A 22,284-nucleotide genomic window follows, 5' to 3' on the forward strand; every position below is an offset into this window, starting at 1 on the left:
TTTGAGGAATAGGCTTTCTGCTACGCCTCGCCGCATAGCCACCTCGCCAGGTCCACGATCTGCACCCCATTGCGGTCCGTGGCCTCGTGATGCGTTCGGGCGAGAATCATCTTGGGGTACGCGTCGCCAATGCTCAGCAGTGGCGAAATCTCGCGTTCAAATGTCTTATCCGAGCTGATGTCGTCGCTCACCTGAATGTAGAGCTTCTCGCTTCGCTTGATTGCTATAAAGTCAATTTCCTTTTTATAGAGCACACCGACGTATACCTCGTATCCGCGGCGCAGCAGCTCGATGGCCACCATGTTCTCGTATACGCGTCCCCAATCCATATCACGTGTACCGAGCAGTGCGTATTTGAACGCGTGGTCTGCCAGGTAATATTTCTCGCCGCTCTTAAGGTATTTTTTGCCGCGAATGTCGTACCGACGAACTTTATAGAAGGCAAACGCATCGCACAGGTACCCCATGTACGTGCCGACCGTCTTGTTCGTAATCTTTAGCCCATCCGCATTTAATGCATCAGTAATGTTGCGTGCCGACGTAATGTTGGAAACGTTGTCCATCATGTAATCGGCAATGCGCAGCAGCGCCGATTCGTTTCTCACGTTATGCCGCTGCACGATATCCCTCACGATGAGCGTTTTAAAGACATTGGAGAGATATTGATAGCGCTGCTCCTGCAGTGGATAAGGGTAAGAGCCGGACATACCGCCGGTTCTCGCGTACTCATCGAAGTCGCGGTCGACATCGCCCTCGTCGCCATAGAGACGATACTCCTCAAACGAGAATGGGAAAACCTCGATCTCGAACGTACGCCCCGTAAAGAGCGTCGACAGATCGCTCGACAGCAAAAAGGCGTTCGATCCGGTAATGAAAATGTCGTACTGCTCGGATGCATGGAGGCTGTTGATCGCGCGTTCAAAGCCGTCGCACATCTGAACCTCATCGATAAGCAGGAAGTTTTGCTTGTCGGACGCTCGATGCTCTTTTACATAGGCGAGCAGGGCATGATATTCGAGCAGGTCCTCGAACTCGTCAAGGTTGTAATTGATATGGATGACATTCGAATTGGACAGATTTGCCTCCACGTAATCGCGGAGGGCCTCGAGCAATTTTGACTTACCGCCACGGCGAATGCCCGTTATGACCTTGATGTCCGGCACGCCAATAAGGCTCGTCAACATGTCCATGTATGACGTTCTATTGATGAGTTTCATTGGCGCCTCCCTGCGGTCTTTTATCGCTATTCCTCAAAAACGAAAATTTTTCAGTTTCGAGGAATAGGCTCTGCAACGAATATACCTCGCAAAAGCCCGAGCTGGCTTAATTCTATTCCTCAAAATCGAAAAATTTTCAGTTTTGAGGAATAGGTCCGAGGTGCTACCCCGCAGTCACGCAAAGCCCTCCCCGGCACAGGCCGAGGAGGGTCTTGTTGTCATGTCTATCTTTGGGCGCGAACGCCCCGCGCTACAGCCCGCGAATTCGTACGGCCTCGGGCGGAAACTCCTGCTCGCCGGCATCGGTCTTGATGGTCGCGCGACCCCAGATGTCCAGGCCCGCAAACACACCGACCGCAAGCGGCAAGCCGTTGGGCGACACCGCCGCAACTTGGCGACCGAGCAGCGGCACCATATCGAAGTACTCGCCCAACACGGGGGCCAACGGCCCTGCGGCGCCTTGCGGCGTGTTGACAACAACCGCCCAGGCGTCCACGCGGGCCAGCACGGCGGCGGCGAGCGCCTCGACCAGCGCTTCGTCAGCCACGTCCACACCAAGCTCGCTCAACGCCGAACGCTCAATATCCACCGTCACGGCACCGAACATGCCCACAGCACCGGCACCGCCGTTCACGGTAACACGCGCGAGCGACGTCTCAAACGCAGGCGCACCGCACACGATATCGCTCGGCCACTGGATACCCACCTTACCGGCAAGGCCCAACCCCGGCGTCGATGCCGTGCCCACGAGCGCGTCCATCATGCCCATCGCGGCCACAAACGGCAGGCCGTGGAAGGCATGCATGTTCACATCGGGGCGCACAACCAGCGAAAACGTCAGCGAAGCATCGCCCGCGCTCCACGCGCACCAGCCCGCGGACACGCCCTCGCGGCCCGCGTTACGCGCCGCGTCGAGCTCGGTGCCGGCGGCAACAGCATTCATCTCGATCATCTACATACGCCCCAATTCGCCAACGATATGGCCCACGCGGTCCTCGGGCTCCTTGACCTCGACACCGTTGTAGCGGAAGAACCGCGCTGGGTCGTGCATCAGGTCCTCGAGCGGCACCAGCACAAAGTCGCGCTCGCCAATGAGAGGATGCGGCAGGCGCAGCTTTTTGCCGCCGTGGGTCTCGCCATCCATCCACAGCAGATCCAGGTCGATGGTGCGCGGACCGTTGGCCTTGGCCTTCTTGGAGCGGTCGCGCCCCAGCTCGGCCTCGATCTTCATGAGCTCATCGAGCAGCACCAGCGGCGCCAGCTCGGTCTTGATCTCGATGACGGCGTTGGCAAACGCGTCCTGGCGCGTCTCGTAGGCCGGCTCGCTCTCGTAAATCTTGGAGGAGTTGGACACGCAGGTGAGTGGAATCTCGGCGATCATCTCGCGTGCGGCGCGGATGTTGTCGCAGCGATGCCCCAGGTTGGAGCCCACAGCCACAAACGCGCGGCGCGGCTGCGGCTTGGCAACCGCCCAGTAACCGTTCAGGAACTGCGCAAAACCCGCGGCGTCGTGCACGCGCACGATGTTGGCACCGGCCTGGATGGCGCCCAGGCACACGCCAAACGTAGCGGCATCGCGCTCGGCGGCCTCGGTCACGCCCGAGACGGCGCCCACAAAGCGCTTGCGCGACACGGCGCACATGAGCGGATAGCCCAGTGACGCCATCTTGGCAGTCTCGCGCTGGATGACGATGTCCTCGTTAGCCGACTTACCAAAGCCCGGGCCAGGATCGATGCAGATGCGGTCGCGCGACACGCCGGCATGGATGAGTGTGCGGGCCTGGTCGGACAGAAAGCCCATGACGCGGCGCATGATGGGCGCCGAATCGGGCAGGGTGAAGCGGCGGAGCTGCGAGGTAGGCACGTAGGCTTCCTCGCGGCGGGCGCTGCGGCGCATCATGGCGGCCAAGCGGTCATTGGACTCCGATGCGGCCTCGGTGGCTGCGGGCGTGGCCTCGGGCGCGGGCGCAACGGTCTCGGCGGCAGTAGCCTGCTCGGCGGCCGGCGTCTCCTGCTCGCTTGAAGGCTCCGGCGCGGGCTCCGGATCGCCAAACGGCAACGAGGGCTGCACCACGCCGCCCGGAAGCTTGGCCTCCGGCTTAGGCTCGCCCAGCAACTTGCCGCGACGGCGGCGAGCCGGCTTCTCGGCCTCACGCGCGGCCTCGGCAGCCGCCTCGCGCGCCTTCTCGGCAACAAACGCCGCTGCCGAGGTATCGAGCTGCACCGTTGCGTGCGTGCGGGTGGGCGCGGCGACCTCGCCGGCATGCATCACGATGACGCCGCAGGTGCTCGTCTTAACAAACTCGACCATCTTGGGGTCGGTGAAGCCGGTCACGTCGTTGACGATCGAGGCGCCGCAGCGCACGGCCGCCTTGGCAACCGCCACATGACGCGTGTCGATCGAGACGATGGCGCCCTCCTTGGCCAGCGCGCGCACCACGGGCAGCACGCGGCGCGCTTCCTCATCGGGATTGACCGGGGTAAAGCCGGGGCGCGTGGACTCGCCGCCCACGTCGATGATGTCGGCGCCGGCGTCGAGCATCGCCAGGCCATACTCGATCGCGGCGTCCGGGTCGAAGTGCTCCCCGCCGTCGCTAAACGAATCGGGCGTCACGTTGAGGACGCCCATGATGCGCGGACGGTCAAAGCTGAGCTCGTACTTTCCGCACCGCCATGTCTTGCTGTCGTTCGCCATGAACATCCTCCTAAAATGCCCACGCCGCCGAGTCTGGGGAGCTGGCGGCGGGGTCGCTTTGCACTCAGTCTTTCTATTGTATCCGCGCGCGCGGGCTAGAACGCAAACGCGGCCGCGATGTCGCAAGAAATCAGCAGGTCGGCATTTGCATCCTGATCGGTAGGAGCAAGATTGCAAATAGCCAGCGTATCGCCGGTAAAGTATCGCGTAAGGCCTGCCGCCGGATACACCACGAGCGAGGTCCCGCCCACAATGAGGGCATCGGCCGCGGCGATGGCGGCAACGGCACCGGTCAACACATGCTCGTCGAGCGGCTCTTCGTAGAGCACTACATCGGGCTTGATGCGGCCACCGCACGCGGGGCACGCAGGCACGCCCGCGGCATCCTCGTGCTCGCGCGAGCAAATCCACTCGGCGCTATAGACCGCGCCGCACGACTGGCAAATGTTGCGATGGACCGATCCGTGCAGCTCAAACACTCGCTGTGAGCCGGCCATCTGATGCAGGCCGTCGATATTTTGCGTCACCACGGCATCAAGCTTACCGGCGCGCTCCAGCTCGGCCAGCTTGGTGTGGCAGCGGTTGGGTTTAGCGTTAAGCGCGATCATCTTGGTGCGGTAAAAGTCGAAGAACTCCGCCGGATGCGCCTCGTAAAAGCTATGCGACAGCATGGTCTCGGGCGGATAGGCAAACTGCTGGTGATACAGGCCGTCCACGCTGCGGAAATCGGGAATGCCACTTGCCGTAGAAACACCAGCGCCGCCAAAGAAGACCACGCGCTTGTGGGTGTCAAACAGATCCGCCAGCGCGGCGGAGGCCTGCCTGGGGTCCGATATTGCCTGCGTCATATGAGTCCTCCGTCCGTGTCTCCGGGACGGCGGCGTTCGCACTATCACTCGCGGACTCCGCCCCGCTCTTGTTGCGTTAATCTTAAGCCTGCCAACCCCGTCGAAAGGACACCATGCCTCAGACTTACACTTTCGCCTCGTGGAACGTCAACGGCCTGCGCGCCGTGCTCAAAAAGGACCCGAGCTTTATCCAGATCGCGCAAGAACTCGACGTCGATATCCTGGCGCTGCAAGAGACCAAGCTGCAGGAGGGCCAGGTCGATATCGACCTGCCCGGCTATCACCAAACCTGGAGCTACGCCGAGCGCAAGGGCTACTCGGGCACCGCGGTCTTTAGCCGCCAGGAACCGCTGCGCGTACTGCGCGCCGATGCGCTGCTGCCCTACGCCGGCGAGGGCGAGGCGGCCGAGCTCGTCGCCCAAGCCGCGACCGAGGGCCGCGTCTGCGCGCTGGAGTTCGACAAGTTCTGGTTTGTGGATGTCTACACTCCCAACGCGCAAAACGAACTCGCCCGCATCGACGTGCGCATGGCCTGGGACGATGCCTACCGCGGCTTTTTGAACGCGCTCGAGTGCGAGACCGGCAAACCCGTCGTAACTTGCGGCGACTTTAACGTGGCGCACGAGGAGATCGACCTTAAGAACCCCAAGTCCAACCGCGGCAACGCAGGCTTTTCGGACGAGGAGCGCGGCAAGTTTACCGAGCTGCTCAACGGCGGGTTTACCGATACCTGGCGCGCGGCAAACCCCGACGTCGAGGGCGTCTACAGCTGGTGGAGCTACCGCTTTAATGCCCGTAAGAACAACGCAGGCTGGCGCATCGATTACTTTCTGGTAAGCGATTCGATCGCCGCCAACGTTCGCGACACCGGTATCCGTGGCGATATCTTCGGCAGCGACCACTGCCCCGTCACCCTCACGCTAGAGCTCTAGCCCCAAACGATCCCTCGGGGACGAAGAAAACGGATCATTTTCACCTCGCGAGGGAATCCACGCGGCACAGCCGCCACGAAACACGCCCATCTACTACGTTTAAGCCACTACCCTCAACCACAGCGAACAACGAAAAAAGAAAACCGCGGGTAGAAAGCCTGTGGTTTTTTATAAAACGCGGTCATGGCCGGGGGTATCAAGCTAAACGTAGTAGATGGGCCAGTTTCGTGGCGCGCCCCGTCAACTGATTCCCTGGGGACGCCTGTGGACGGAAGAAAACGGATCAATTTGGCTCTCTGAGGGCCACGATGCCCGTCATATCAGCCGGCCATTCCAAAACTATGCCGGTTTACGGGGCCGAATCGCGGACCTCCAACCACACGCAACTCAAGCAAATTAAAACCGCAGGTAGACGGCTCGCCAATTATCGAAAAATGCCGGTATGGTCGGTCTGCGTCAATCCAACCCCGTAAACCGTCATAGTTTTGAAATCGCACCAAAGCAGTATTGATTCTCGCCCCGGTGCAACCGGCCTTACAGCCCGTATTTCACGACGACGCGGTTGATGCGACGGCACCAAGGCTTGTACAAGGCGGCCAAAAACACGCAGGTCGCAAGGCCGTGTGTAATATCGAACGGCACTGCCGTGGCAAGACGCGCCACGGCACCCGCCCAAGTAAGCGGCTGTACAAAACCAATAATGTCATACGCGTTGATCACGACGCCATAGAGCAGGCCCGACGCAAAGCCGTACGCCAGCAGCGCCGGCATGCGCACGGTGCCGTCGGCGCGATCAAAAGCGCCCGCATGCGCCAGTGCGCCACCGATATAGCCCACCAGACCCCAGGCATACATCTGCCACGGCGTCCACATGCCCTGTCCAAAAAAGAAATTGCTGGTCAGCGCCGCCAGCGCGCCAACCATAAAACCATTGCGGCGACCAAGCGTCGCCCCCGCGATAATGGCGATGGCGCTCACCGGTTTAAAGTCGGGAATGGGCCCAAACAGGATGCGCCCCGCCGCGGCCAACGCTGCCAGAACCAGCGTTGGCATAATCTGGCGAAGGCCCGGGCGCGACACCTCGTAGCCCGCAAAGAACAGCGCGAGCACCAGCACCACCACAACCAGCATGGCCAACGCTGCCTGCTCAACACCCGCCAGCAACGCCGCAGTCATCACCGCCGGCACCGCCAACAACAGCGGGATCTCCAGTTTTGCAAGCAAGCACGAGAAACGACAGTCCGTCATCCCATCACGCCCTATAGAACACGTTGTCGGCAAAGAAGTCGGCCGGGGGCTCCATGCAGGCAATCTCGCCGTCAAACATCATGGCGACGTAGTCGGCTACCTGCTCGGCAAAGTCCAAATCGTGCGTGGCCATGATGACGGTGCCGCCAGCCTTCGCATGATCACGCAGGGCGCGGGCGATGATGCGGCGGCTCTCCAGGTCCAAGCCCTTCGTGGGCTCGTCAAGCAGCAGCAGCTCGGGGCCGATCAGCAGCAGCTTTGCCAGTGCAAGCAGCTGGCGCTGCCCGCCCGAAAGATCGTACGGATGGCGTCCATCCAGACCCGACAACCCCAAGCTCGCCGCACGCTCCTGCGCCAAGTTCTCGTCATATCCGCAGGTCGAAGCCCATTCCATCAGCTCGTCGCGAACCGTCTCGGCAACCAGCAATGCTTTGGGATTCTGAGGCAGCAGCGCCGCCGAGGCCGCCCCGCGCTCCATATGCCCACGCTGCAACTTGACCGTCTTGGCCAGCACCGAAAGCATCGTCGACTTACCGCATCCGTTGCCGCCCACGATCGCATGCACCGCACCAGCCGAAAACGACGCATCGAGCCCACGCAACACCCAGCCGGACGCTCGATCGTAGCGAAACCAACCTTCCGACAGGGTGGTAGCCGACCCAGCGTGCATTTTTTGGAGTATTCTGCTTCCATCCGTGCGCGGGAAGGCTTCCGAGCCATTCTCGAGCGACGTTTGCGCCACAAATTTGGACGATTTGTCCAATTCTGAACTTTTTTCGCGCTCGATACGTCCCCGGGCGGCTCCAGAGAGCCCAAATTGTCCTCACGCCTGCTGAATACTCCGTTTTTTGCACATCGGATGGCACCCCACCCCAACATGTCATCGGAAAACAGCGATTCTCGGCGTCCCAAAGAAGCCATATCCGCCACCTCACGCACGCGGCCGCCCTCAATCCGGTACGCACACGTCGCGTATTCGAGCATTGGGCGCGGCTGATGCGTCGCCACAACAACCGTGCAGCCCAGCTCGCGATTCACACGAAACAGCGCGTGCAGGAAATTCTTCTCCGCAACGGGATCCAGTTGGGACGTGGGCTCGTCGAGCAGCAGCACGCGCGGGCGCAGCGCCAGAACGGCCGCCAACGACAGCAACTGTTTGCGACCGCCCGAAAGCGTATCGGTATCGCGATGAAGCCAGTCCTCCAGACCAAAGAAATAGCTGGTCTCGGCAACACGGCGGCGCATCTCGTCGCGCGCTAGCCCCAAGTTTTCCAGGCCAAACGCCATCTCGTGCCACACGGTCTCACACACGATCTGGTTCTCGGGATCCTGGAACACATAACCCACGTGCTCCGCCGATGTCCGCACATCCATGTCGGCGACGGGCTCGCCCAGCACGCGCAGCTCGCCAGCGCATTCGCCCGTCGGCGCGATCTCGGGCTTGAGCAGCGACAGCAGCGTCGACTTGCCCGAACCTGTACCGCCAACAAGCAGTGCAAACGCACCTTGGGGAACAGACCAGTCAAGCCCCTCGAGCACCGCAGCATCAGCCCCGGGGTAGGCAAAGCTCAGGCTCCGCACCTCAATCGCTGGCATATCCGGGCCGCACGCCGCACCCGACACCGGGCCCCTATCCAACCGAGCCATCAGCCAAACCTCTTCTCATCAATCGCGTGCAACGCGCAAGGCAGCACCATCCAGGCAGCGTACACGACATAGCCCGGCCACGGCGCCGGCACCAAGAGCTGCGGATAAAACGAATACTGCGTCGTCGCGGTCCACGCCACTGCCACCGTGACCACGCCAAACAGCACAAGCCCAACCAGCGCGGCAACATCGCCGCGCCCCAGCCGATACCGCGCATACGTCGTACGACGCGTCGCGGCACCCCACCCGCGCGAGCGCATCGCGTCCGCGCGCTCCAGCGAATCTTCCATGCCCCAGCCCATCAGCACGCTCGACGCCCGCAGGCGCGAGCGCACGGGGTCGGTCGGCGCGCGCCCCGGCACGTCAATCGCATCTTGCACCGCCAGCACCGTGCGGCCGCGGCGCAAAAACTGCGGGATAAGCCGCATGCACATCGAAATCATGAGTGCGATCACCGGCGCGGCGTTGCCCAGCAACGCGAGTACCTTGTCGTATTCGAGCATCGACGCCGCGGCCTCAAACCACAGCACGCTCGCCACAAACAGCCCACCCATGCACAGGCCGTATACCATGCTTTCCAGATACACCGCGCGCACGCCGATGCGAAACAGCTCCGTCGAACCCGAAGCGCTAAACAGCGGATTGACCAGCGCGATAATCAAAATCACCGGCAGCTGCCAGCGAAGTGCGCCCAGCGTGCGGGCAGCCCCACGCGTCGCAAATCCATACGCCAACCCGCCCGCAAGTGACAGCGCAATCAGCACCGGCTGCATCGAGAACATGGTGAGCCCCAGCGTCAGCACTATATAGAGCGCCGGCACAGCTGGATGCGACATCGAGAATGCCGCGACGGGCTCGCCGCCAAACTCCTCTCGTATGTTGTCCACGGGCACCCCCGTCCCCTCGCTCAAACGACAGCTCCGCAGCACCGCCGCCATGCACGGCCAGCGCAAACGCCACGCCGGCGGCGCAAGCCTCAACCGCCGCAATCCAATCGTTACGCGCTCAACATATGCCTGCGGTATCATATTGCGCCGTGTATCGTTTCCAAGCACACGTCTCTATAACGTAACAGGAGATCACATGGACGCAACCGCAATTATCCTCGCCGCCGGCGAGGGCACCCGCATGAAGTCGAACCACTGCAAGGTTTCGCACAAGATCCTGGGCAAGCCCATGGTTCAGTGGATCGTCGACGCCACCATCAAGGCCGGCTGCAGCCGCGTCGTGGTCGTCATCGGCAGCCACGCCGACGAGATGCGCGCCCTCATCGACGGCGCCTACGCCAACAGCGCCACCAAGGTCGAGTGCGTCGAGCAGACCGAGCGCCTGGGCACCGGCCACGCCGTGAAGGTCGCGCTCGAGGCCTGCGGCATCACGCAAGGCCCCGTCGTCGTGCTCAACGGCGACTTGCCGCTCATCACCGCCGACACCGTCGCCAAGTTCGCGCAGACCGTCGCCACCGGCGAGCTCGCCTGCACCGTCATGACCATGACCCCGCCCGACCCCTTTGGCTACGGCCGCATCAAGCTGGGCGCCGACGGCCAGATCGAGCGCATCATCGAGCAGAAGGACTGCACGCCCGAGCAGGCCGCCACGCTGCTGGAGTGCAACGCCGGCTGCTACGCCTTTGACGGCGCGCAGCTCGCCGCCCACATTAACGAGATCGGCAACGACAACGCGCAGTCCGAGTACTACCTGCCCGACATGCTCGAAATCCTCAAGGGTCACGGCCAGGTGGTCTCCATCTTCCACTGCGACGACTACCGCGACGGCCTGGGCGTCAACAGCCGCATTCAGCTCGCGCAGCTCACCGCCATCGCGCGCGACCGCATCAACGAGCACTGGATGGCCGAGGGCGTCACGTTCATCGATCCCACGCAGGCCTGGATCGGTCCCGATGCCGTCATCGGCCGCGACACCGTCGTGTGGCCGCAGACGCACCTGATCGGCCACGTCACCGTGGGCGAGGAGTGCCAGCTCGGCCCCAACAGCCGCCTCACCGACACCACCGTCGGCAGCGGCTGCACCATCGATGAAACCATCGCCGTCGAGGCCGTCATCGAGAACGGCGTCGACTGCGGCCCGCGCGCCTACCTGCGCCCGGGCACCCATATGCTCGACGGCTCCAAGGCCGGCACGCACGTGGAGATCAAGAAGTCCACGATCGGCGAGGGCTCTAAGGTGCCGCACCTGTCCTACATCGGCGACACCACCATGGGCTCCGGCGTCAACGTGGGCGCGGGCTCCATCACCTGCAACTACGACGGCGTGCACAAGCACAAGACCGTCATCGGCAAGGATGCCTTCATCGGCTCCGACACCATGATGGTCGCGCCCGCCCAGATTGGCGACGGCGCGCTCGTGGCCGCCGGCTCCGTCATCACCGAGCCGGTCCCGGCAGACGCACTTGGCCTGGGTCGTGCCCGCCAGATAAATATTGAGGGCTGGGCCGCCGATTATCGCCGCCGTCTGCACGAGGACGACGAGGTATAACGTTTTACCAAGCATCTAAGGAGCTGTTCCCATGGGGGCGGCTCCTTTTTCTATCGTGACCTGCGCAACCGGATGAGTGGTCGGTTCGTGTCCGTTGACGGTAAAGACGTTATCAAGACCCGATTAACCCCGCCGCGCGGTTACAATGCAACAAGGCATCTATATGGCATTCGATATAAAGGAGAAGGGTAATGCCGATTAATGATCCCGAGAAGTCGGAGAATATGCGCAAGTCCATCCGCGTGTATTCCGGTTCCTCCAACCGTCCCCTCGCTCAGAAGATTGCTGAGTACCTTGGGGTCGAGCTTTCGGGCCTTACGCTAAAGCAGTTCGCCAACGGTGAGATTTACGCCCGCTACGACGAGACCGTCCGCGGCGCCGACGTCTTCCTGATTCAGTCCGTGGCCGGCGGCAACGTCAACGACATGCTCATGGAGCTGCTCATCGCCACCGACGCCGCCAAGCGCGCATCCGCCCGCTCCATCACCGCCGTTATCACCCACTACGGCTATGCCCGCCAGGACCGCAAGGCCGGCCCGCGTGAGCCCATCACCGCCCGCCTCGTCGCCAACCTGCTCGAGCGCGCCGGCGTCAACCGCATCATCACCCTCGACCTGCACCAGGGCCAGATCCAGGGCTTCTTCGATATCCCGGTTAACCACCTGTCCGCGCTGCCGCTGTTTGGCCAGTACTACAACGACATGCACTTCGACACCGACAACCTGGTTGTCGTCTCCCCCGACGTGGGTCGCGCCAAGGCCGCCAAGAAGCTGTCCGACATGCTCGGCTGCGACCTGGCCATCGCCCACAAGGGCCGTCCGCGCCACAACGCCGCCGAGGTCATGGGCATCATCGGTGACATCAAGGGCAAGACCTGCATCATCAACGACGACATGATCGACACCGCTGGCACCCTGTGCGCCAACGTCAAGGAGCTCAAGGCTATGGGCGCTGGCGATATCTACGTCTGCGCCACCCACGGTATCTTCTCCGGTCCGGCCATCGAGCGTCTGAACGACGCCCCGATCGTCGAGTGCCTCGTCACCGACGCCATTCCCGTCGAGGTCGGCGGCAAGATCAAGACCATCTCGGTCGCCGAGGAGTTCGCTCAGGCCATCTCCGCCGTTTACCACGAGGAGCCCGTCTCCACGCTCGTCGGCGGCGACTTCGCGCTGTAGTCGCATCGTCCTTGCAACCCGGCGCATCGCCGTCGGAACAGAAGAAACCCCCGCGCTCCCCCTTGCTTCGCAAAGGTCGCGCGGGGGTTTCTTCTGTTCCGACGGCTCGCTCTGCCGCGGCCGCGCTTTTGTCTGGTGGGATTTCGCTGAAGCAAAGCCTCGCCTTCGGCGGGCGTGGTAGCCTTTGTCGTTGATTAAACTTTTTATGTAACGGAAGGACAAATATGGCAGCTGCACAGCCGCTTAAGATTCGCATGGTTGCCGGACTTGGCAACCCTGGCGAGGAATATGCCGAGACCCGTCACAACGCTGGTTTCAAAGCAATCGACGAGCTGGCCCGTCAGGCCGGCGTCACGTACTGGAAAAACCAAGCAGGCGCCGAGGTCGCGCTCATCAACATCAACGATCCCGAGGAAGAGGGCGGCAAGCGCCAGATTGTACTGGTCAAGCCGCAGTCGTACATGAACACCTCGGGCGGGCCCATCTCCAAACTCTGCCGCGAGTACAAGATCAAGGCCGAGGAGCTGCTCGTCATCCACGACGAGCTCGATATTCCCGCCGGCGACGTGCGTGTTAAGGTGGGCGGCGGCCATGCCGGTCACAACGGCCTGCGTTCCATCATCGACAAGATGGGCAGCCGCGACTTCAGCCGCATCCGCACCGGCATCGGCAACCCTCCCGGCAAGATGGCCGTCGCCGACTACGTTCTTAAGCAGCTGCGCGCCCGCGAGGCCGAGGATTTCCAGGACACCTGCGCCCGCGCGGCCGACGCCGCCGGCCTGGCGATCGTGCACGGCGTGGTCTATGCCCGCGACCATGTCAACGGCGCCGCCTCCGCCAACGGCAAGCACTAAAACCTATCATTTAGGAACAGGTTTATTTCGGCAGGTTTTACCTGCGGAAACGCCCCAGTTGCGGCATCGCAATCAACCGCGCGCCGACATACATGCATAGCACCCCAAATGGGGCCGGCCTCATCACAACCCGAGGCCGGCCCCATTTGCCGTTTTACCTGATAAAACCGACCAAAATAAACCTCTCCCCCTTTGGTAGGCCAAAGTGGATAAACCCTGCTCCCAACCGCCGAAGACACACGTAAGTGACATGTCCATGAGGGTATAATTTGCACCGTATGTCTGCACAACGCCTGTGCGCGTACGGTTTTATTCGGGCTACCGTCCATTTCCGTGGAGGCACGGTTCGGCGGCCCTAACAAGAGAGGGGTTCTATGTATAAGATCCTGGAGAAGACGCAGTTCTCGGAGAAGGTGTTCAAGTTCCGCATCGAGGCGCCTGCAATCGCCAAGCATGCGCACGCTGGACAGTTCCTCATGGTTCGCGCCAACGAGACGGGCGAGCGTGTCCCGTTTACCCTGGCCGGCTGGAACGGTGACGAGGGCTGGGTCGAGTTCATCTTCATGGTGATCGGCAAGACCACCGAGATGCTTTCCACCTACGAGGCCGGCGAGTCGCTGCGCGACGTCGTGGGCCCGCTGGGCGTTCCCACCGAGATGGCCGAGGGCCCCTGCGCCGTCATTGGCGGCGGCGTCGGCCTGGCAATTGCCTTCCCGGTCGCCAAGCACCTGGTCGAGACCGGCCACGAGGTGCACGCCATCATGGGCGCCCGCACCAAGGACCTCCTGCTTATGGAGGACCAGTTCCGCGAGCTCCTCGACGAGGACCACATCCACATCACCACTGACGACGGCTCCTACGGCGAGCAGGGCGTTGTCACCGCTCCGCTGGAGCGCCTGCTGCAGGACAAGGCCGTGAGCCAGGTCTTCTGCGTCGGCCCCGTTCCGATGATGAAGTTCTCGACCCTCACCGCCCAGAAATACGACACCCCCATCACCGCGTCCCTCAACCCCATCATGGTTGACGGCACCGGTATGTGCGGCTGCTGCCGCGTCGAGGTGGGCGGCGTGACCAAGTTCGCTTGCGTCGACGGCCCCGACTTCGATGCCACCCTGGTCGACTGGGATGACCTTCGTGCCCGCCAGGCCGCTTACCGTTCCGAAGAGGGCGAGTCCCTCAAGGCCTATGAGGAAAAGAGCTGCGCATGCCACTAGTTAACGGTCGTTTCGTTGCCGATATGAAGTCGCCCCGCACCCCCGATAACGAGGAGCCGGCTGCCGAGCGCGCCTGCGACTTCCGCCCCGTCGACAAGGGCTTCACCGAGGAGATGGCGCTGGCCGAGGCTGAGCGCTGCCTCAACTGCAAGAAGCCGTTCTGTGTTGAGGGCTGCCCTGTCAACATCAACATTCCCCGCTTTATCGAGCAGATCCGCGCGAAGGACTTCGGCGGCGCTCTCGATACCATCCGCGAGGACTCCATGCTTCCCGCCATCTGCGGCCGCGTCTGCCCGCAGGAGAACCAGTGCGAGGGCAAGTGCATCCGTGGTAAGAAGTCCGAGCCCGTGGCCATCGGCCAGCTCGAGCGCTTCCTGGGTGACCGCCCCGAGCTCGCCTCCACGCCCAAGATGGCCCCCAAGAACGGCAAGAAGGTCGCCGTCGTTGGCTCCGGCCCGTCCGGCATCACCTGCGCCGGCGAGCTCGCCCGCAACGGCTTTGACGTCACCGTCTTTGAGGCCTTCTTCACCGGCGGCGGCGTGCTGGTCTACGGCATCCCCGAGTTCCGTCTGCCCAAGGCAGTCGTCAAGCGCGAGATTGACGGCCTGGAGGACATGGGCGTCAAGTTTGAGTACAACTCCGTCGTGGGCAACATGGCCACGGCCGAGGAGCTGTTCGAGCAGGGCTTCGACGCCATCTACGTGGCGACCGGCGCTGGCCTGCCCAAGTTCCTCAACGTCCCCGGCGAGAACCTGCCCAACGTCTTCTTCGCGAACGAGTACCTCACCCGCGTGAACCTGATGAAGGCCAACAAGTTCCCCGAGTACGACACCCCCACCAAGCACGGCAAGAACGTCGTCGTCTTTGGTGGCGGCAACGTGGCTATGGACGCCGTCCGTACCGCCAAGCGTCTGGGCGCCGAGCACGCCATCATCGCCTACCGTCGTACCGAGGACGAGATGCCCTGCCGTCGCGCCGAGCTGCACCACGCTAAGGCCGAGGGCGTCGAGGTTCTGCCGCTCGTCTCCCCGCTCGAGTTTGTCGCTGGCGAGGACGGCTCCGTGTGCGCCGTCAAGGTCCAGAAGATGGAGCTCGGAGAGCCCGACGAGTCCGGCCGTCGTCGCCCGGTGCCCATCGAGGGCGCCATCGAGGAGATTCCCTGCGACGTCGCAATCTCGGCTATCGGCACCAACGCCAACCCCTTCGCAAAGAAGATCGGCGGCAAGATGGAGCTCAACAAGTGGGGCTACATCGTCGCCGACGAGGAGACCGGCCAGACCACCGATCCCCGCATCTGGGCCGGCGGCGACATCGTCACCGGTGCCGCTACGGTCATTCTGGCGATGGGCGCCGGCAAGAAGGCCGCTGCCTCCATCACCAAGAGCCTGCTGGGCGAGTAATCACCTACAGCGCTAACCACCAAACGGCAAAGTCCCCGTCGAGCACACGCCCGGCGGGGACTTTTTCTATGCCGACCACCCAACCACCACGATGGGGACAGGCACCTTTGTGATGGTTTTGGTCGGTTAGTCTTCGAGCTGCGCTACTTTGTAGCGGTAGGCTGCGGCAATAACGTCTTTGCAACCCTCGCGGCCCAGCTTGGCGCGGTTGACGACGATGTCTTTACCGCTCGTCATCTTCCACTTTCCGGCACTGTAGCGCTTATAGAACGCCTCGCGCGCCTTCTGCTGCTGCTTGACCAGCTTGGCGCCCTTCTTTTTGTTGAGACCGCGCTTCTTGCGCACGATCTCGACGCGGTCCTCAAAGGGCGCAGTCACCAGCACGGCGATGTGGTTGGGGTTGTTGCGCAGCAGATAATCGGACAGACGGCCTTCGATAATGCAGCTCTCGGTCTCACCCAGATCCAAAATCACCTGGCTCATCTTTTGGAACAACTTGTCCGAGTACGAACGCGCATCGTAGCGGTCGGGCAGAAACGCCATGTTCTCCACGGCCAGGCGCTCGTCGTAGGCGGCCATCTTGTCGAGCGACTCGCCCGCGCGCAGCGAAGCACGCACCAGCAGCTCGTTATCGTACAGCGGAATCCCCAGCTCATCGGCGAGGATACGACCAATCTCGTGGCCCTCGGCGCCAAAGTCGCGCGCGATGGTAATGACCACAGGATTCTTCTTATTCTCCAGATCGCTCATCGCGATTCCTTTCTCTATGTGACAAAGGGACAGTCCCTTTGTCACATTCTACGCTGCCACAATACGACGTTGATACGCTCGGACCAGCAGCGAGATACCAAAGTTGAGCACAAAGTACATCGCAAACACCAGGCCGTAGAGCATAAGCACCTGCGACAGATCGATCGCGTGGGCCATCACGACGTTGGCCGTGTACATGAGCTCGGCCACGTTAATGCCCGAAAGATACGAGCTGTCCTTGATGACGGTCGTGCACTGGCTAAACAGCGCCGGAATGATCGTCTTAAACGTCTGGGGCAGAATGATGTAGCGCATGGTGGCAAAGAAGCCAAAACCCTGGCTCTGCGCTGCCTCAAACTGGCCGCGCGGAATCGAGTTGAGGCCTCCGCGCACAATCTCGGCCATAACAGCGCTGGTAAACAGCGTAAAGGCGATGGTCGAAATCACAATGTCCAAACCCTGCACCGTAAAGTAGATAAACAGGATCCACAGCAGGTTTGGCGTGCAACGGAACAGCTCGATATAGGCGCTCACCAAAATACGGAATGGACGGGGCGCATAACTTTTAACGAGCGCCAGCACCGTGCCAAAGATGAGCGAGAAAAAGATCGACAGCGCCGAGATCTCGATCGTCTTAACAAAGCCGCCCCAAATGTAGAGCAGGTTGGTCGCGTTGAAGATTTCCATGCGCTAGGCCTCCTCTACGTTGTCGAGCCCCAGCTCGGCCAGGCTCACACCGCGCGGACGCTCCTTGGAGCGGCGCTCGAGCCACTGCACCAGTATGGCGAGCGGAAAGCAGATGATGAAGTACATAAGGCAGCAGACGATGTATCCCTGCAGGTAACCGTACAGACTCACAAAGTTGTCGGAACGGTACATAAGGTCGCCGCCGGCCACAAGCGCCAGCACCGACGTATTCTTGACCAGGTTGAGCGCCTGGTTGCACAGCGGCGGCAGAATGATCTTGAATGTCTGGGGCAGTACGATGTACCAGTACGCCTGCGCACGGGTGAAGCCCTGGCTCTGGGCCGCCTCCATCTGACCGCGCGGAACCGCCTCGATACCAGTGCGGATGACCTCCGAAATGTAGGCCGCGTGATACAGACCCACGCCCAAGAAGCCCAGCACGAACGGCGCGATGCGCACCGGCTGGTCGGCACCGGTTATGGCCTGCAAAAACTGCGGACCGGCCATGTACATAAAGAGCACCTGCACGGGCAACGGGGTGTTCTGGCAAAACTCCACGTACACGCGGCTTATGGCGCGCAGCATGCGCGAGCGAGTGGTAGAGAACACGCCCAGCAGCGTGCCCAGCACCAGCGACAACAGCAGGCCGGCAACGACCACTTGCAGCGTCACGCCAAAGCCCTCCCAGAAGGGCCCCATATTTTGAAATGTCGTCGACCAACGGTCGGCGTCAAATAATCCTTCGAGCATTTGATTCCTTCCTTGGACGATGCGCCTATACAAGACCCCAGGTCTTGACCTCTTGGTCGAGCCAGCCGTCGGCCAGGCGATCGCAAATCACCTGATCGACCACGGCCGAAAGGTCGCAGCCCTTCTTGGTCGCCACGCCGTAGCCCTGCTCGCCAAACTTGACCTCGGGCTGCAGCAGCTCAACGGTCTCGTTCATGTAACCGGCCAGCGTGGAGCGGTCCATGGCAAAGACGTCGATATTGCCGGCGTCGAGCGAGCTCTTGATGATGGGATAGCCGCTAAAGGCCCTAAACTCTGGCTTGCAGCTAAAGCCGTTGTCCTTGATCATCTGCTCGATCAGGCCCTGCGTGGTAGCACCCTGGCTCACGCCGATGACCTTGCCGTCCAGATCCTCAATCGAGGTAAAGCCCGAACGCTTCTTGACCATGAGCCCCACGTAGTCGGTGCGGTACGGCGTCGAGAAATCCCAGCTCTTCTTGCGCTCGTCGGTGATGGTGTAGGTCGCCGCGACCACGTCAAGCTGGCCGTTATCGATCAGCGGGCCGCGCGTCTTGGGTGTTACGTCGTTAAACTCGACAAGCTCCTGGGCACGGGCCTCCTTGTAGCTCACGCCAAAGACGGCAGCGGCGATCTGGTAGCACAAATCGACTTCCATGCCCTCAAAGCGACCCTTGGCGGTGTCGTAATAGCCGTAGCCGGGAACATCCTTCTTAACGCCGGCATTCAGATGTCCACGCGACTTGATGGCCGCAAGCTTAGAGCCCTTGTCGGAGCCCTCGCCGCTGGTGGAGTTGCCGCAACCGGTAAGCGCGGTCCCCGTCAGCGCAAGCATGCCGGCGCCCGCCAGCCGCAAAAAGTGACGGCGCGACACGGCCGCCCTCGTCATATCCGTCATGTCCATCACCGCGCCTAGTGCAGAATCTTGGACAGGAACTCGCGGCAGCGCGGGTTCTCGGGGTTATCGAAGAAGTGCTCGGGCGTGCCCTCCTCCAGAATGCGGCCGTCCTCCATAAAGATGACGCGGTCGGCCACCTGACGCGCAAAACCCATCTCGTGCGTCACGCAGATCATGGTGATGTCCTCCTGCGCGAGCTCAATCATAACGTCCAGAACCTCCTGGACCATCTCGGGGTCGAGCGCCGAGGTCGGCTCGTCAAACAGGATGATGGGCTGCTTGGTGCACAGGGCACGGGCGATGGCGATGCGCTGCTGCTGACCACCCGAGAGATTCTGCGGATACTCGCCGGCCTTATGTGCCATGCCGACGCGCTTGAGCGCAGCGATGGCGATCTCGGTCGCCTCCTCCTTGCTCTTCTTTTGCAGTTTGATGGGCGCGAGCGTCAGGTTGCCCAGCACCGTCATGTTGGGATACAGGTTGAACTGCTGAAACACCATGGAACTATACTTGCGAGCCATCTCCAGGTGATTCTTTTTGGTGAGCGGCGTACCGTCGATGACAACCTCGCCCGACGTGGGCTCCTCCAGATAATCGACGCAACGGATGAGCGTCGATTTACCCGAGCCGGAAGGCCCGATCATTACGAGCTTCTCGCCACGTTTGACGGTGAGGTTGATATCTTTGAGCACATGCAGGTCGCCAAAGTACTTGTTGAGATGCTTGATCTCGATCATGTCTGCCATGAATGTCCCTTCCCTGCGTTTACATGAGTTGAACTATTGTACGGAAAGAACCACGTTTCCGCAGCCCACACTACATTCCCGTAAAGAACCCGCAACCTTCCACCCACTCATTGGGGACAGACTTAAATGAGTACCTGCTCATTGGGCACTCATTTAAGCCTGTCCCCAATGAGTGCCCAGCCCAGCAAAAAGGGGCGCGACCATGACGGCCACGCCCCCTCAGCCTCAACTGTGTGCCACTCGGCCCCTACGCGAGGCGGGCTCCGACGATCTTTGCTGCGGCCGGCTTATCGAAGTTGCCGCCGGTGGCCTTGCCCAGGGCACCCATGACCTGGCCCATCTGCTTCTTGGACGTGGCGCCCAGCTCGGCGATAACCTGCTCGATCAGGGCCTCGAGCTCCTCGCCCGAAACCTGCGCGGGCAGCAGGCTCTCCAGGATCTTGACCTGCTCGGTCAGGTTGTCGGTACGCTCCTGGTCGGTGCCGGCCTTGATGGACATCTCCAGCGTCTCGCTCGTCTGCTTGATCAGGCGCTTGATCATGCTGTTGACGTCTTCCTCGGTCACATCGCGGCGCTCGTTAACCTCGATATTCTTCACCTCGGCCTTGACCTGGCGAATGATGGACAGGCGAACCTTGTCCTTGGCCTTCATGGCCGCGATCATTTCTTTCTGCAGCTCTTCGTTGGTCATCTGCAAATCCTCTCTAATAGCGTGGGCGGCACTCGTGCGAGCACCGCCCCATGATTACTCAGTCGTCGACGAATCGTCGGTCGAGCTCTTGGTGACGCCCTTCAGACTCACGTTATAGGGTACGTCCTTGGGCATGGGATTAACGGTGATGTCGGCATCCTTCTTGTACTGCTCTAGCCACTCGCTGTACGCGGTGCTGGCCGCCTGCGTCTTCACCACGTTGGAGACATACTTCTTGATGGCCTTGGGCACCTGGTTGATATCATCAACCTGATTATCGACATGGAAGTAGTCGGTGCACTTGATGACATGGTAACCGTACGTCGACTCGACCACGTCGCTCACGTCGCCCTTGTTGAGCCCCTCGAGCGCCGTCTGGTAGCTGTCGACGAAGGTGGTAAGCTTATCCCAGCCCACATCGCCCTTCTTCTCCTTGGAACCGGTGTCCTCGGAGTACTGCTCAACGGCGTCCTCAAAGCTCAGCTCACCGGAGTTGATCTTGTCCAGGCACTCCTGCGCCTTGGCCTTGGCGGCAGCCTTGTCCTCGTCGGAAGCGTCGGAATCAACCTTGATCAGGATGTTCGACGAGCGGCGGGCGTCGTTGTAGCTGGACAGGTTTTCGTTGATGTAATCGACAATCTCGCTGTCCTTGGGCTTGCTGGTGGGCGCCACGGCGTCCTTGAGCTTTTGCTGTGCCAGACTCTCCTTGAGCGAGTCCTTGTAGGTGTCCTCGGTATAGCCGTAGGTCTTGAGGGTCTTCTTAAAGGCCTTGGCACCGCCCGCGCTCTTGCACGCGTCCTTCCAAGCCTTCTCGACCTCCTCGTCCGACACCGTCACGCCGTTCTCCTTCTGTGCCTGTTGAAGCAGAATCTGCTGCGTGTAGGAGTCGATGAGTTGCTTGCGGTACTTCTTGGGCGTGAGGTCGTTGTCAACCAGATACTGCGCCCAATCCTCATCCTTGGTGTAGCCGTAGGACGTGCGCATGCTCATGATCTGCTTGGTCACGGTGTCCTCGGTAAGGTTGGTGCCGTTGATAGTGGCAGCAACACCGCCGGTCAGCTTGTAGCCCGAGGTGTCCTCAGCCTGCGACATAAGGCCGGAGCACGCCATCGCCGAGACGGAAAGCAGCATCGCCAGCACGCCGATGACCACCAGAACGATCTTGACGGTCTTAGACACGTACGTCTTGCGCTGCTTCTTGCGAGAGCTGGAGGCAGCGCGGGCCTGCTGCTCGGGCGTCGGCGCGGCCTCGGAGTTCTTTTTCTTATTTGCCATAGTTGGCCTTTCGCATAACGAATCGAACAAACGCCATTGTGTCACAACGCAGCCCCCGCGGCACGCTTGGTGCATTGGGGACAGATTAATCTGCACCATTTTGGTGCAAAGGGGACAGCTCTGGCAGCCGGCAGTTAGGGACAGTCCCCAAGTGCCGACTCAGCCCCACCTTAGAAGTGGCGGCGGATGGCGTCGACCATGCCCTGGGACGTGGTCTGGCCGAGCACGTCGGCTGCGGCATCGGCGTCCATAAAGATGTTCATGAGCGCCTGCAGGGCTTCGACCTGGCCTCCCGGCTCGGCGATGCCCAGATTAATGACGATCTGCGCCGACACCGGAGCGCCCATGCCAGCCATAGCGTTAAATGTCACGGGCGCGGCGGGCTTCACCACCGCGATATAGGGCTTGGCCACAAACCCCGGATCGGTATGCGGAATGGCAATGTTTGCCGCCGGCATGGCAAGACCCGTGGGATAGGCATCCTCGCGCGTGCGAACGGCGTCGAGCCAACCGGATGCAATGTAGCCACGTGGTGCAAGCTCGCCCTCGAGCCGCGCGAACACCTCATCCGGCGTCGCACACTCCCAATCAAAAAACACCAGCTCAGGCGTAAACAGCGCTTCGTTATCCGCCATGCGCTCACCTCTCTCACCTAGTCACCTGCGACGTTCTTGAATGACCAGTCGTTAAAGCCCGTTCCCGATGACTACCCAAAACAAAAGGTGGCCACGCGCGCCTTGGCGCCAATGACCACCCTGACT

Annotated in this window: 21 protein-coding genes and 1 pseudogene; 6 read left to right on the forward strand and 16 right to left on the reverse strand. The window is 61.4% G+C overall.

Annotation, left to right across the window (positions count from 1 at the left end; genetic code table 11):
- Positions 1–20 precede the first annotated feature (20 nt).
- The 4 genes from ABHR63_RS05020 to ABHR63_RS05035 all read right to left on the reverse strand — a co-directional run bounded on the left by ABHR63_RS05020 (position 21) and on the right by ABHR63_RS05035 (position 4,760).
- Positions 21–1,217 carry an ATP-binding protein gene (locus ABHR63_RS05020; RefSeq protein WP_346964968.1) on the reverse strand — a complete coding sequence of 399 codons (1,197 nt, stop codon included), beginning with the start codon at positions 1,215–1,217 and terminating at the stop codon, positions 21–23.
- A gap of 250 nt (positions 1,218–1,467) precedes the next feature.
- The gene (locus tag ABHR63_RS05025; RefSeq protein ID WP_346964967.1) at positions 1,468–2,169 is read right to left on the reverse strand and encodes a hypothetical protein; all 702 of its coding nucleotides are present in this window, start codon (positions 2,167–2,169) and stop codon (positions 1,468–1,470) included.
- Entirely contained in the window at positions 2,170–3,912 is a 1,743-nt protein-coding gene (gene folP / locus ABHR63_RS05030) for a dihydropteroate synthase (RefSeq protein ID WP_346964966.1), read from the reverse strand.
- 95 nt (positions 3,913–4,007) lie between these two features.
- On the reverse strand, positions 4,008–4,760 hold the full coding sequence (locus tag ABHR63_RS05035; protein ID WP_195239922.1) for an NAD-dependent protein deacylase: 753 nt from the start codon (positions 4,758–4,760) through the stop codon (positions 4,008–4,010).
- 113 nt (positions 4,761–4,873) lie between these two features.
- Between ABHR63_RS05035 and ABHR63_RS05040 the strand changes: the two genes are divergently transcribed.
- Positions 4,874–5,692, forward strand: a complete 819-nt coding sequence (locus ABHR63_RS05040) for an exodeoxyribonuclease III (protein ID WP_346964965.1) — start codon at positions 4,874–4,876, stop codon at positions 5,690–5,692.
- A 534-nt stretch (positions 5,693–6,226) separates the two neighbouring features.
- Here ABHR63_RS05040 and ABHR63_RS05045 read toward each other — a convergent pair.
- The 4 genes and pseudogenes from ABHR63_RS05045 to ABHR63_RS05060 form a co-directional block, all read right to left on the reverse strand.
- Positions 6,227–6,940: a DUF6580 family putative transport protein gene (locus tag ABHR63_RS05045; protein ID WP_346964964.1), complete on the reverse strand. Its 714-nt coding sequence runs from the start codon at positions 6,938–6,940 to the stop codon at positions 6,227–6,229.
- A gap of 4 nt (positions 6,941–6,944) precedes the next feature.
- The gene (locus ABHR63_RS05050) at positions 6,945–7,610 is read right to left on the reverse strand and encodes an ATP-binding cassette domain-containing protein (RefSeq protein WP_346964963.1); all 666 of its coding nucleotides are present in this window, start codon (positions 7,608–7,610) and stop codon (positions 6,945–6,947) included.
- A 380-nt stretch (positions 7,611–7,990) separates the two neighbouring features.
- Positions 7,991–8,587, reverse strand: a pseudogene (locus ABHR63_RS05055) (energy-coupling factor ABC transporter ATP-binding protein); the annotation flags it as partial.
- On the reverse strand, positions 8,587–9,474 hold the full coding sequence (locus ABHR63_RS05060) for an energy-coupling factor transporter transmembrane component T (RefSeq protein ID WP_346964962.1): 888 nt from the start codon (positions 9,472–9,474) through the stop codon (positions 8,587–8,589). The gene ABHR63_RS05060 and the pseudogene ABHR63_RS05055, both read right to left, overlap by 1 nt.
- A gap of 196 nt (positions 9,475–9,670) precedes the next feature.
- Between ABHR63_RS05060 and glmU the strand changes: the two genes are divergently transcribed.
- From glmU to gltA, 5 genes are all read left to right on the forward strand, one after another.
- On the forward strand, positions 9,671–11,083 hold the full coding sequence (glmU, locus tag ABHR63_RS05065; RefSeq protein WP_215673695.1) for a bifunctional UDP-N-acetylglucosamine diphosphorylase/glucosamine-1-phosphate N-acetyltransferase GlmU: 1,413 nt from the start codon (positions 9,671–9,673) through the stop codon (positions 11,081–11,083).
- Between the two features lie 191 nt (positions 11,084–11,274).
- Entirely contained in the window at positions 11,275–12,261 is a 987-nt protein-coding gene (locus ABHR63_RS05070) for a ribose-phosphate diphosphokinase (RefSeq protein WP_022094252.1), read from the forward strand.
- A 224-nt stretch (positions 12,262–12,485) separates the two neighbouring features.
- Positions 12,486–13,115 carry an aminoacyl-tRNA hydrolase gene (gene pth, locus ABHR63_RS05075; RefSeq protein WP_006235792.1) on the forward strand — a complete coding sequence of 210 codons (630 nt, stop codon included), beginning with the start codon at positions 12,486–12,488 and terminating at the stop codon, positions 13,113–13,115.
- Positions 13,116–13,489: 374 nt separating this feature from the next.
- Positions 13,490–14,329 carry a sulfide/dihydroorotate dehydrogenase-like FAD/NAD-binding protein gene (locus tag ABHR63_RS05080; protein ID WP_006235793.1) on the forward strand — a complete coding sequence of 280 codons (840 nt, stop codon included), beginning with the start codon at positions 13,490–13,492 and terminating at the stop codon, positions 14,327–14,329.
- Positions 14,320–15,729, forward strand: coding sequence for an NADPH-dependent glutamate synthase (gene gltA, locus ABHR63_RS05085; RefSeq protein ID WP_022094914.1), 1,410 nt, complete (start codon positions 14,320–14,322; stop codon positions 15,727–15,729). Before ABHR63_RS05080 ends, gltA begins: the two co-directional genes overlap by 10 nt.
- A gap of 126 nt (positions 15,730–15,855) precedes the next feature.
- Here gltA and ABHR63_RS05090 read toward each other — a convergent pair whose 3' ends face one another.
- The 8 genes from ABHR63_RS05090 to ABHR63_RS05125 all read right to left on the reverse strand — a co-directional run bounded on the left by ABHR63_RS05090 (position 15,856) and on the right by ABHR63_RS05125 (position 22,158).
- Positions 15,856–16,479 carry a cytidylate kinase-like family protein gene (locus ABHR63_RS05090; protein WP_117746190.1) on the reverse strand — a complete coding sequence of 208 codons (624 nt, stop codon included), beginning with the start codon at positions 16,477–16,479 and terminating at the stop codon, positions 15,856–15,858.
- Positions 16,480–16,527: 48 nt separating this feature from the next.
- Positions 16,528–17,166, reverse strand: a complete 639-nt coding sequence (locus tag ABHR63_RS05095) for an amino acid ABC transporter permease (protein ID WP_055285379.1) — start codon at positions 17,164–17,166, stop codon at positions 16,528–16,530.
- A gap of 3 nt (positions 17,167–17,169) precedes the next feature.
- A complete protein-coding gene (locus ABHR63_RS05100; RefSeq protein ID WP_346965893.1) occupies positions 17,170–17,916 on the reverse strand; it encodes an amino acid ABC transporter permease in 747 nt (248 codons plus the stop codon).
- 25 nt (positions 17,917–17,941) lie between these two features.
- Positions 17,942–18,817 carry a transporter substrate-binding domain-containing protein gene (locus tag ABHR63_RS05105; protein WP_117746189.1) on the reverse strand — a complete coding sequence of 292 codons (876 nt, stop codon included), beginning with the start codon at positions 18,815–18,817 and terminating at the stop codon, positions 17,942–17,944.
- Positions 18,818–18,825: 8 nt separating this feature from the next.
- Positions 18,826–19,557 carry an amino acid ABC transporter ATP-binding protein gene (locus tag ABHR63_RS05110; protein WP_022094215.1) on the reverse strand — a complete coding sequence of 244 codons (732 nt, stop codon included), beginning with the start codon at positions 19,555–19,557 and terminating at the stop codon, positions 18,826–18,828.
- A gap of 247 nt (positions 19,558–19,804) precedes the next feature.
- Positions 19,805–20,248, reverse strand: a complete 444-nt coding sequence (locus tag ABHR63_RS05115; RefSeq protein WP_055310319.1) for a GatB/YqeY domain-containing protein — start codon at positions 20,246–20,248, stop codon at positions 19,805–19,807.
- 54 nt (positions 20,249–20,302) lie between these two features.
- The gene (locus ABHR63_RS05120) at positions 20,303–21,523 is read right to left on the reverse strand and encodes a peptidylprolyl isomerase (protein WP_099432435.1); all 1,221 of its coding nucleotides are present in this window, start codon (positions 21,521–21,523) and stop codon (positions 20,303–20,305) included.
- A gap of 170 nt (positions 21,524–21,693) precedes the next feature.
- Complete coding sequence (locus tag ABHR63_RS05125) at positions 21,694–22,158, reverse strand: PTS sugar transporter subunit IIA (protein ID WP_117746187.1); 465 nt, start codon at positions 22,156–22,158, stop codon at positions 21,694–21,696.
- Positions 22,159–22,284: the final 126 nt, after the last annotated feature.

The sequence above is a fragment of the Collinsella aerofaciens genome (genome assembly GCF_039752775.1).
Taxonomy (GTDB): domain Bacteria; phylum Actinomycetota; class Coriobacteriia; order Coriobacteriales; family Coriobacteriaceae; genus Collinsella; species Collinsella aerofaciens_R.

Coding starts and splice junctions, on each gene's coding strand:
- gltA (WP_022094914.1), top strand. CDS start 14,320: ATGCCACTAGTTAACGGTCGTTTCGTTGCCGATATGAAGTCGCCCCGC.
- ABHR63_RS05100 (WP_346965893.1), bottom strand. CDS start 17,916: ATGCTCGAAGGATTATTTGACGCCGACCGTTGGTCGACGACATTTCAA.
- ABHR63_RS05050 (WP_346964963.1), bottom strand. CDS start 7,610: ATGCACGCTGGGTCGGCTACCACCCTGTCGGAAGGTTGGTTTCGCTAC.
- ABHR63_RS05125 (WP_117746187.1), bottom strand. CDS start 22,158: ATGGCGGATAACGAAGCGCTGTTTACGCCTGAGCTGGTGTTTTTTGAT.
- ABHR63_RS05070 (WP_022094252.1), top strand. CDS start 11,275: ATGCCGATTAATGATCCCGAGAAGTCGGAGAATATGCGCAAGTCCATC.
- ABHR63_RS05025 (WP_346964967.1), bottom strand. CDS start 2,169: ATGATCGAGATGAATGCTGTTGCCGCCGGCACCGAGCTCGACGCGGCG.
- ABHR63_RS05045 (WP_346964964.1), bottom strand. CDS start 6,940: ATGACGGACTGTCGTTTCTCGTGCTTGCTTGCAAAACTGGAGATCCCG.
- ABHR63_RS05105 (WP_117746189.1), bottom strand. CDS start 18,817: ATGGACATGACGGATATGACGAGGGCGGCCGTGTCGCGCCGTCACTTT.
- ABHR63_RS05080 (WP_006235793.1), top strand. CDS start 13,490: ATGTATAAGATCCTGGAGAAGACGCAGTTCTCGGAGAAGGTGTTCAAG.
- ABHR63_RS05115 (WP_055310319.1), bottom strand. CDS start 20,248: ATGACCAACGAAGAGCTGCAGAAAGAAATGATCGCGGCCATGAAGGCC.
- ABHR63_RS05120 (WP_099432435.1), bottom strand. CDS start 21,523: ATGGCAAATAAGAAAAAGAACTCCGAGGCCGCGCCGACGCCCGAGCAG.
- glmU (WP_215673695.1), top strand. CDS start 9,671: ATGGACGCAACCGCAATTATCCTCGCCGCCGGCGAGGGCACCCGCATG.
- folP (WP_346964966.1), bottom strand. CDS start 3,912: ATGGCGAACGACAGCAAGACATGGCGGTGCGGAAAGTACGAGCTCAGC.
- pth (WP_006235792.1), top strand. CDS start 12,486: ATGGCAGCTGCACAGCCGCTTAAGATTCGCATGGTTGCCGGACTTGGC.
- ABHR63_RS05020 (WP_346964968.1), bottom strand. CDS start 1,217: ATGAAACTCATCAATAGAACGTCATACATGGACATGTTGACGAGCCTT.
- ABHR63_RS05035 (WP_195239922.1), bottom strand. CDS start 4,760: ATGACGCAGGCAATATCGGACCCCAGGCAGGCCTCCGCCGCGCTGGCG.
- ABHR63_RS05090 (WP_117746190.1), bottom strand. CDS start 16,479: ATGAGCGATCTGGAGAATAAGAAGAATCCTGTGGTCATTACCATCGCG.
- ABHR63_RS05095 (WP_055285379.1), bottom strand. CDS start 17,166: ATGGAAATCTTCAACGCGACCAACCTGCTCTACATTTGGGGCGGCTTT.
- ABHR63_RS05040 (WP_346964965.1), top strand. CDS start 4,874: ATGCCTCAGACTTACACTTTCGCCTCGTGGAACGTCAACGGCCTGCGC.
- ABHR63_RS05110 (WP_022094215.1), bottom strand. CDS start 19,557: ATGGCAGACATGATCGAGATCAAGCATCTCAACAAGTACTTTGGCGAC.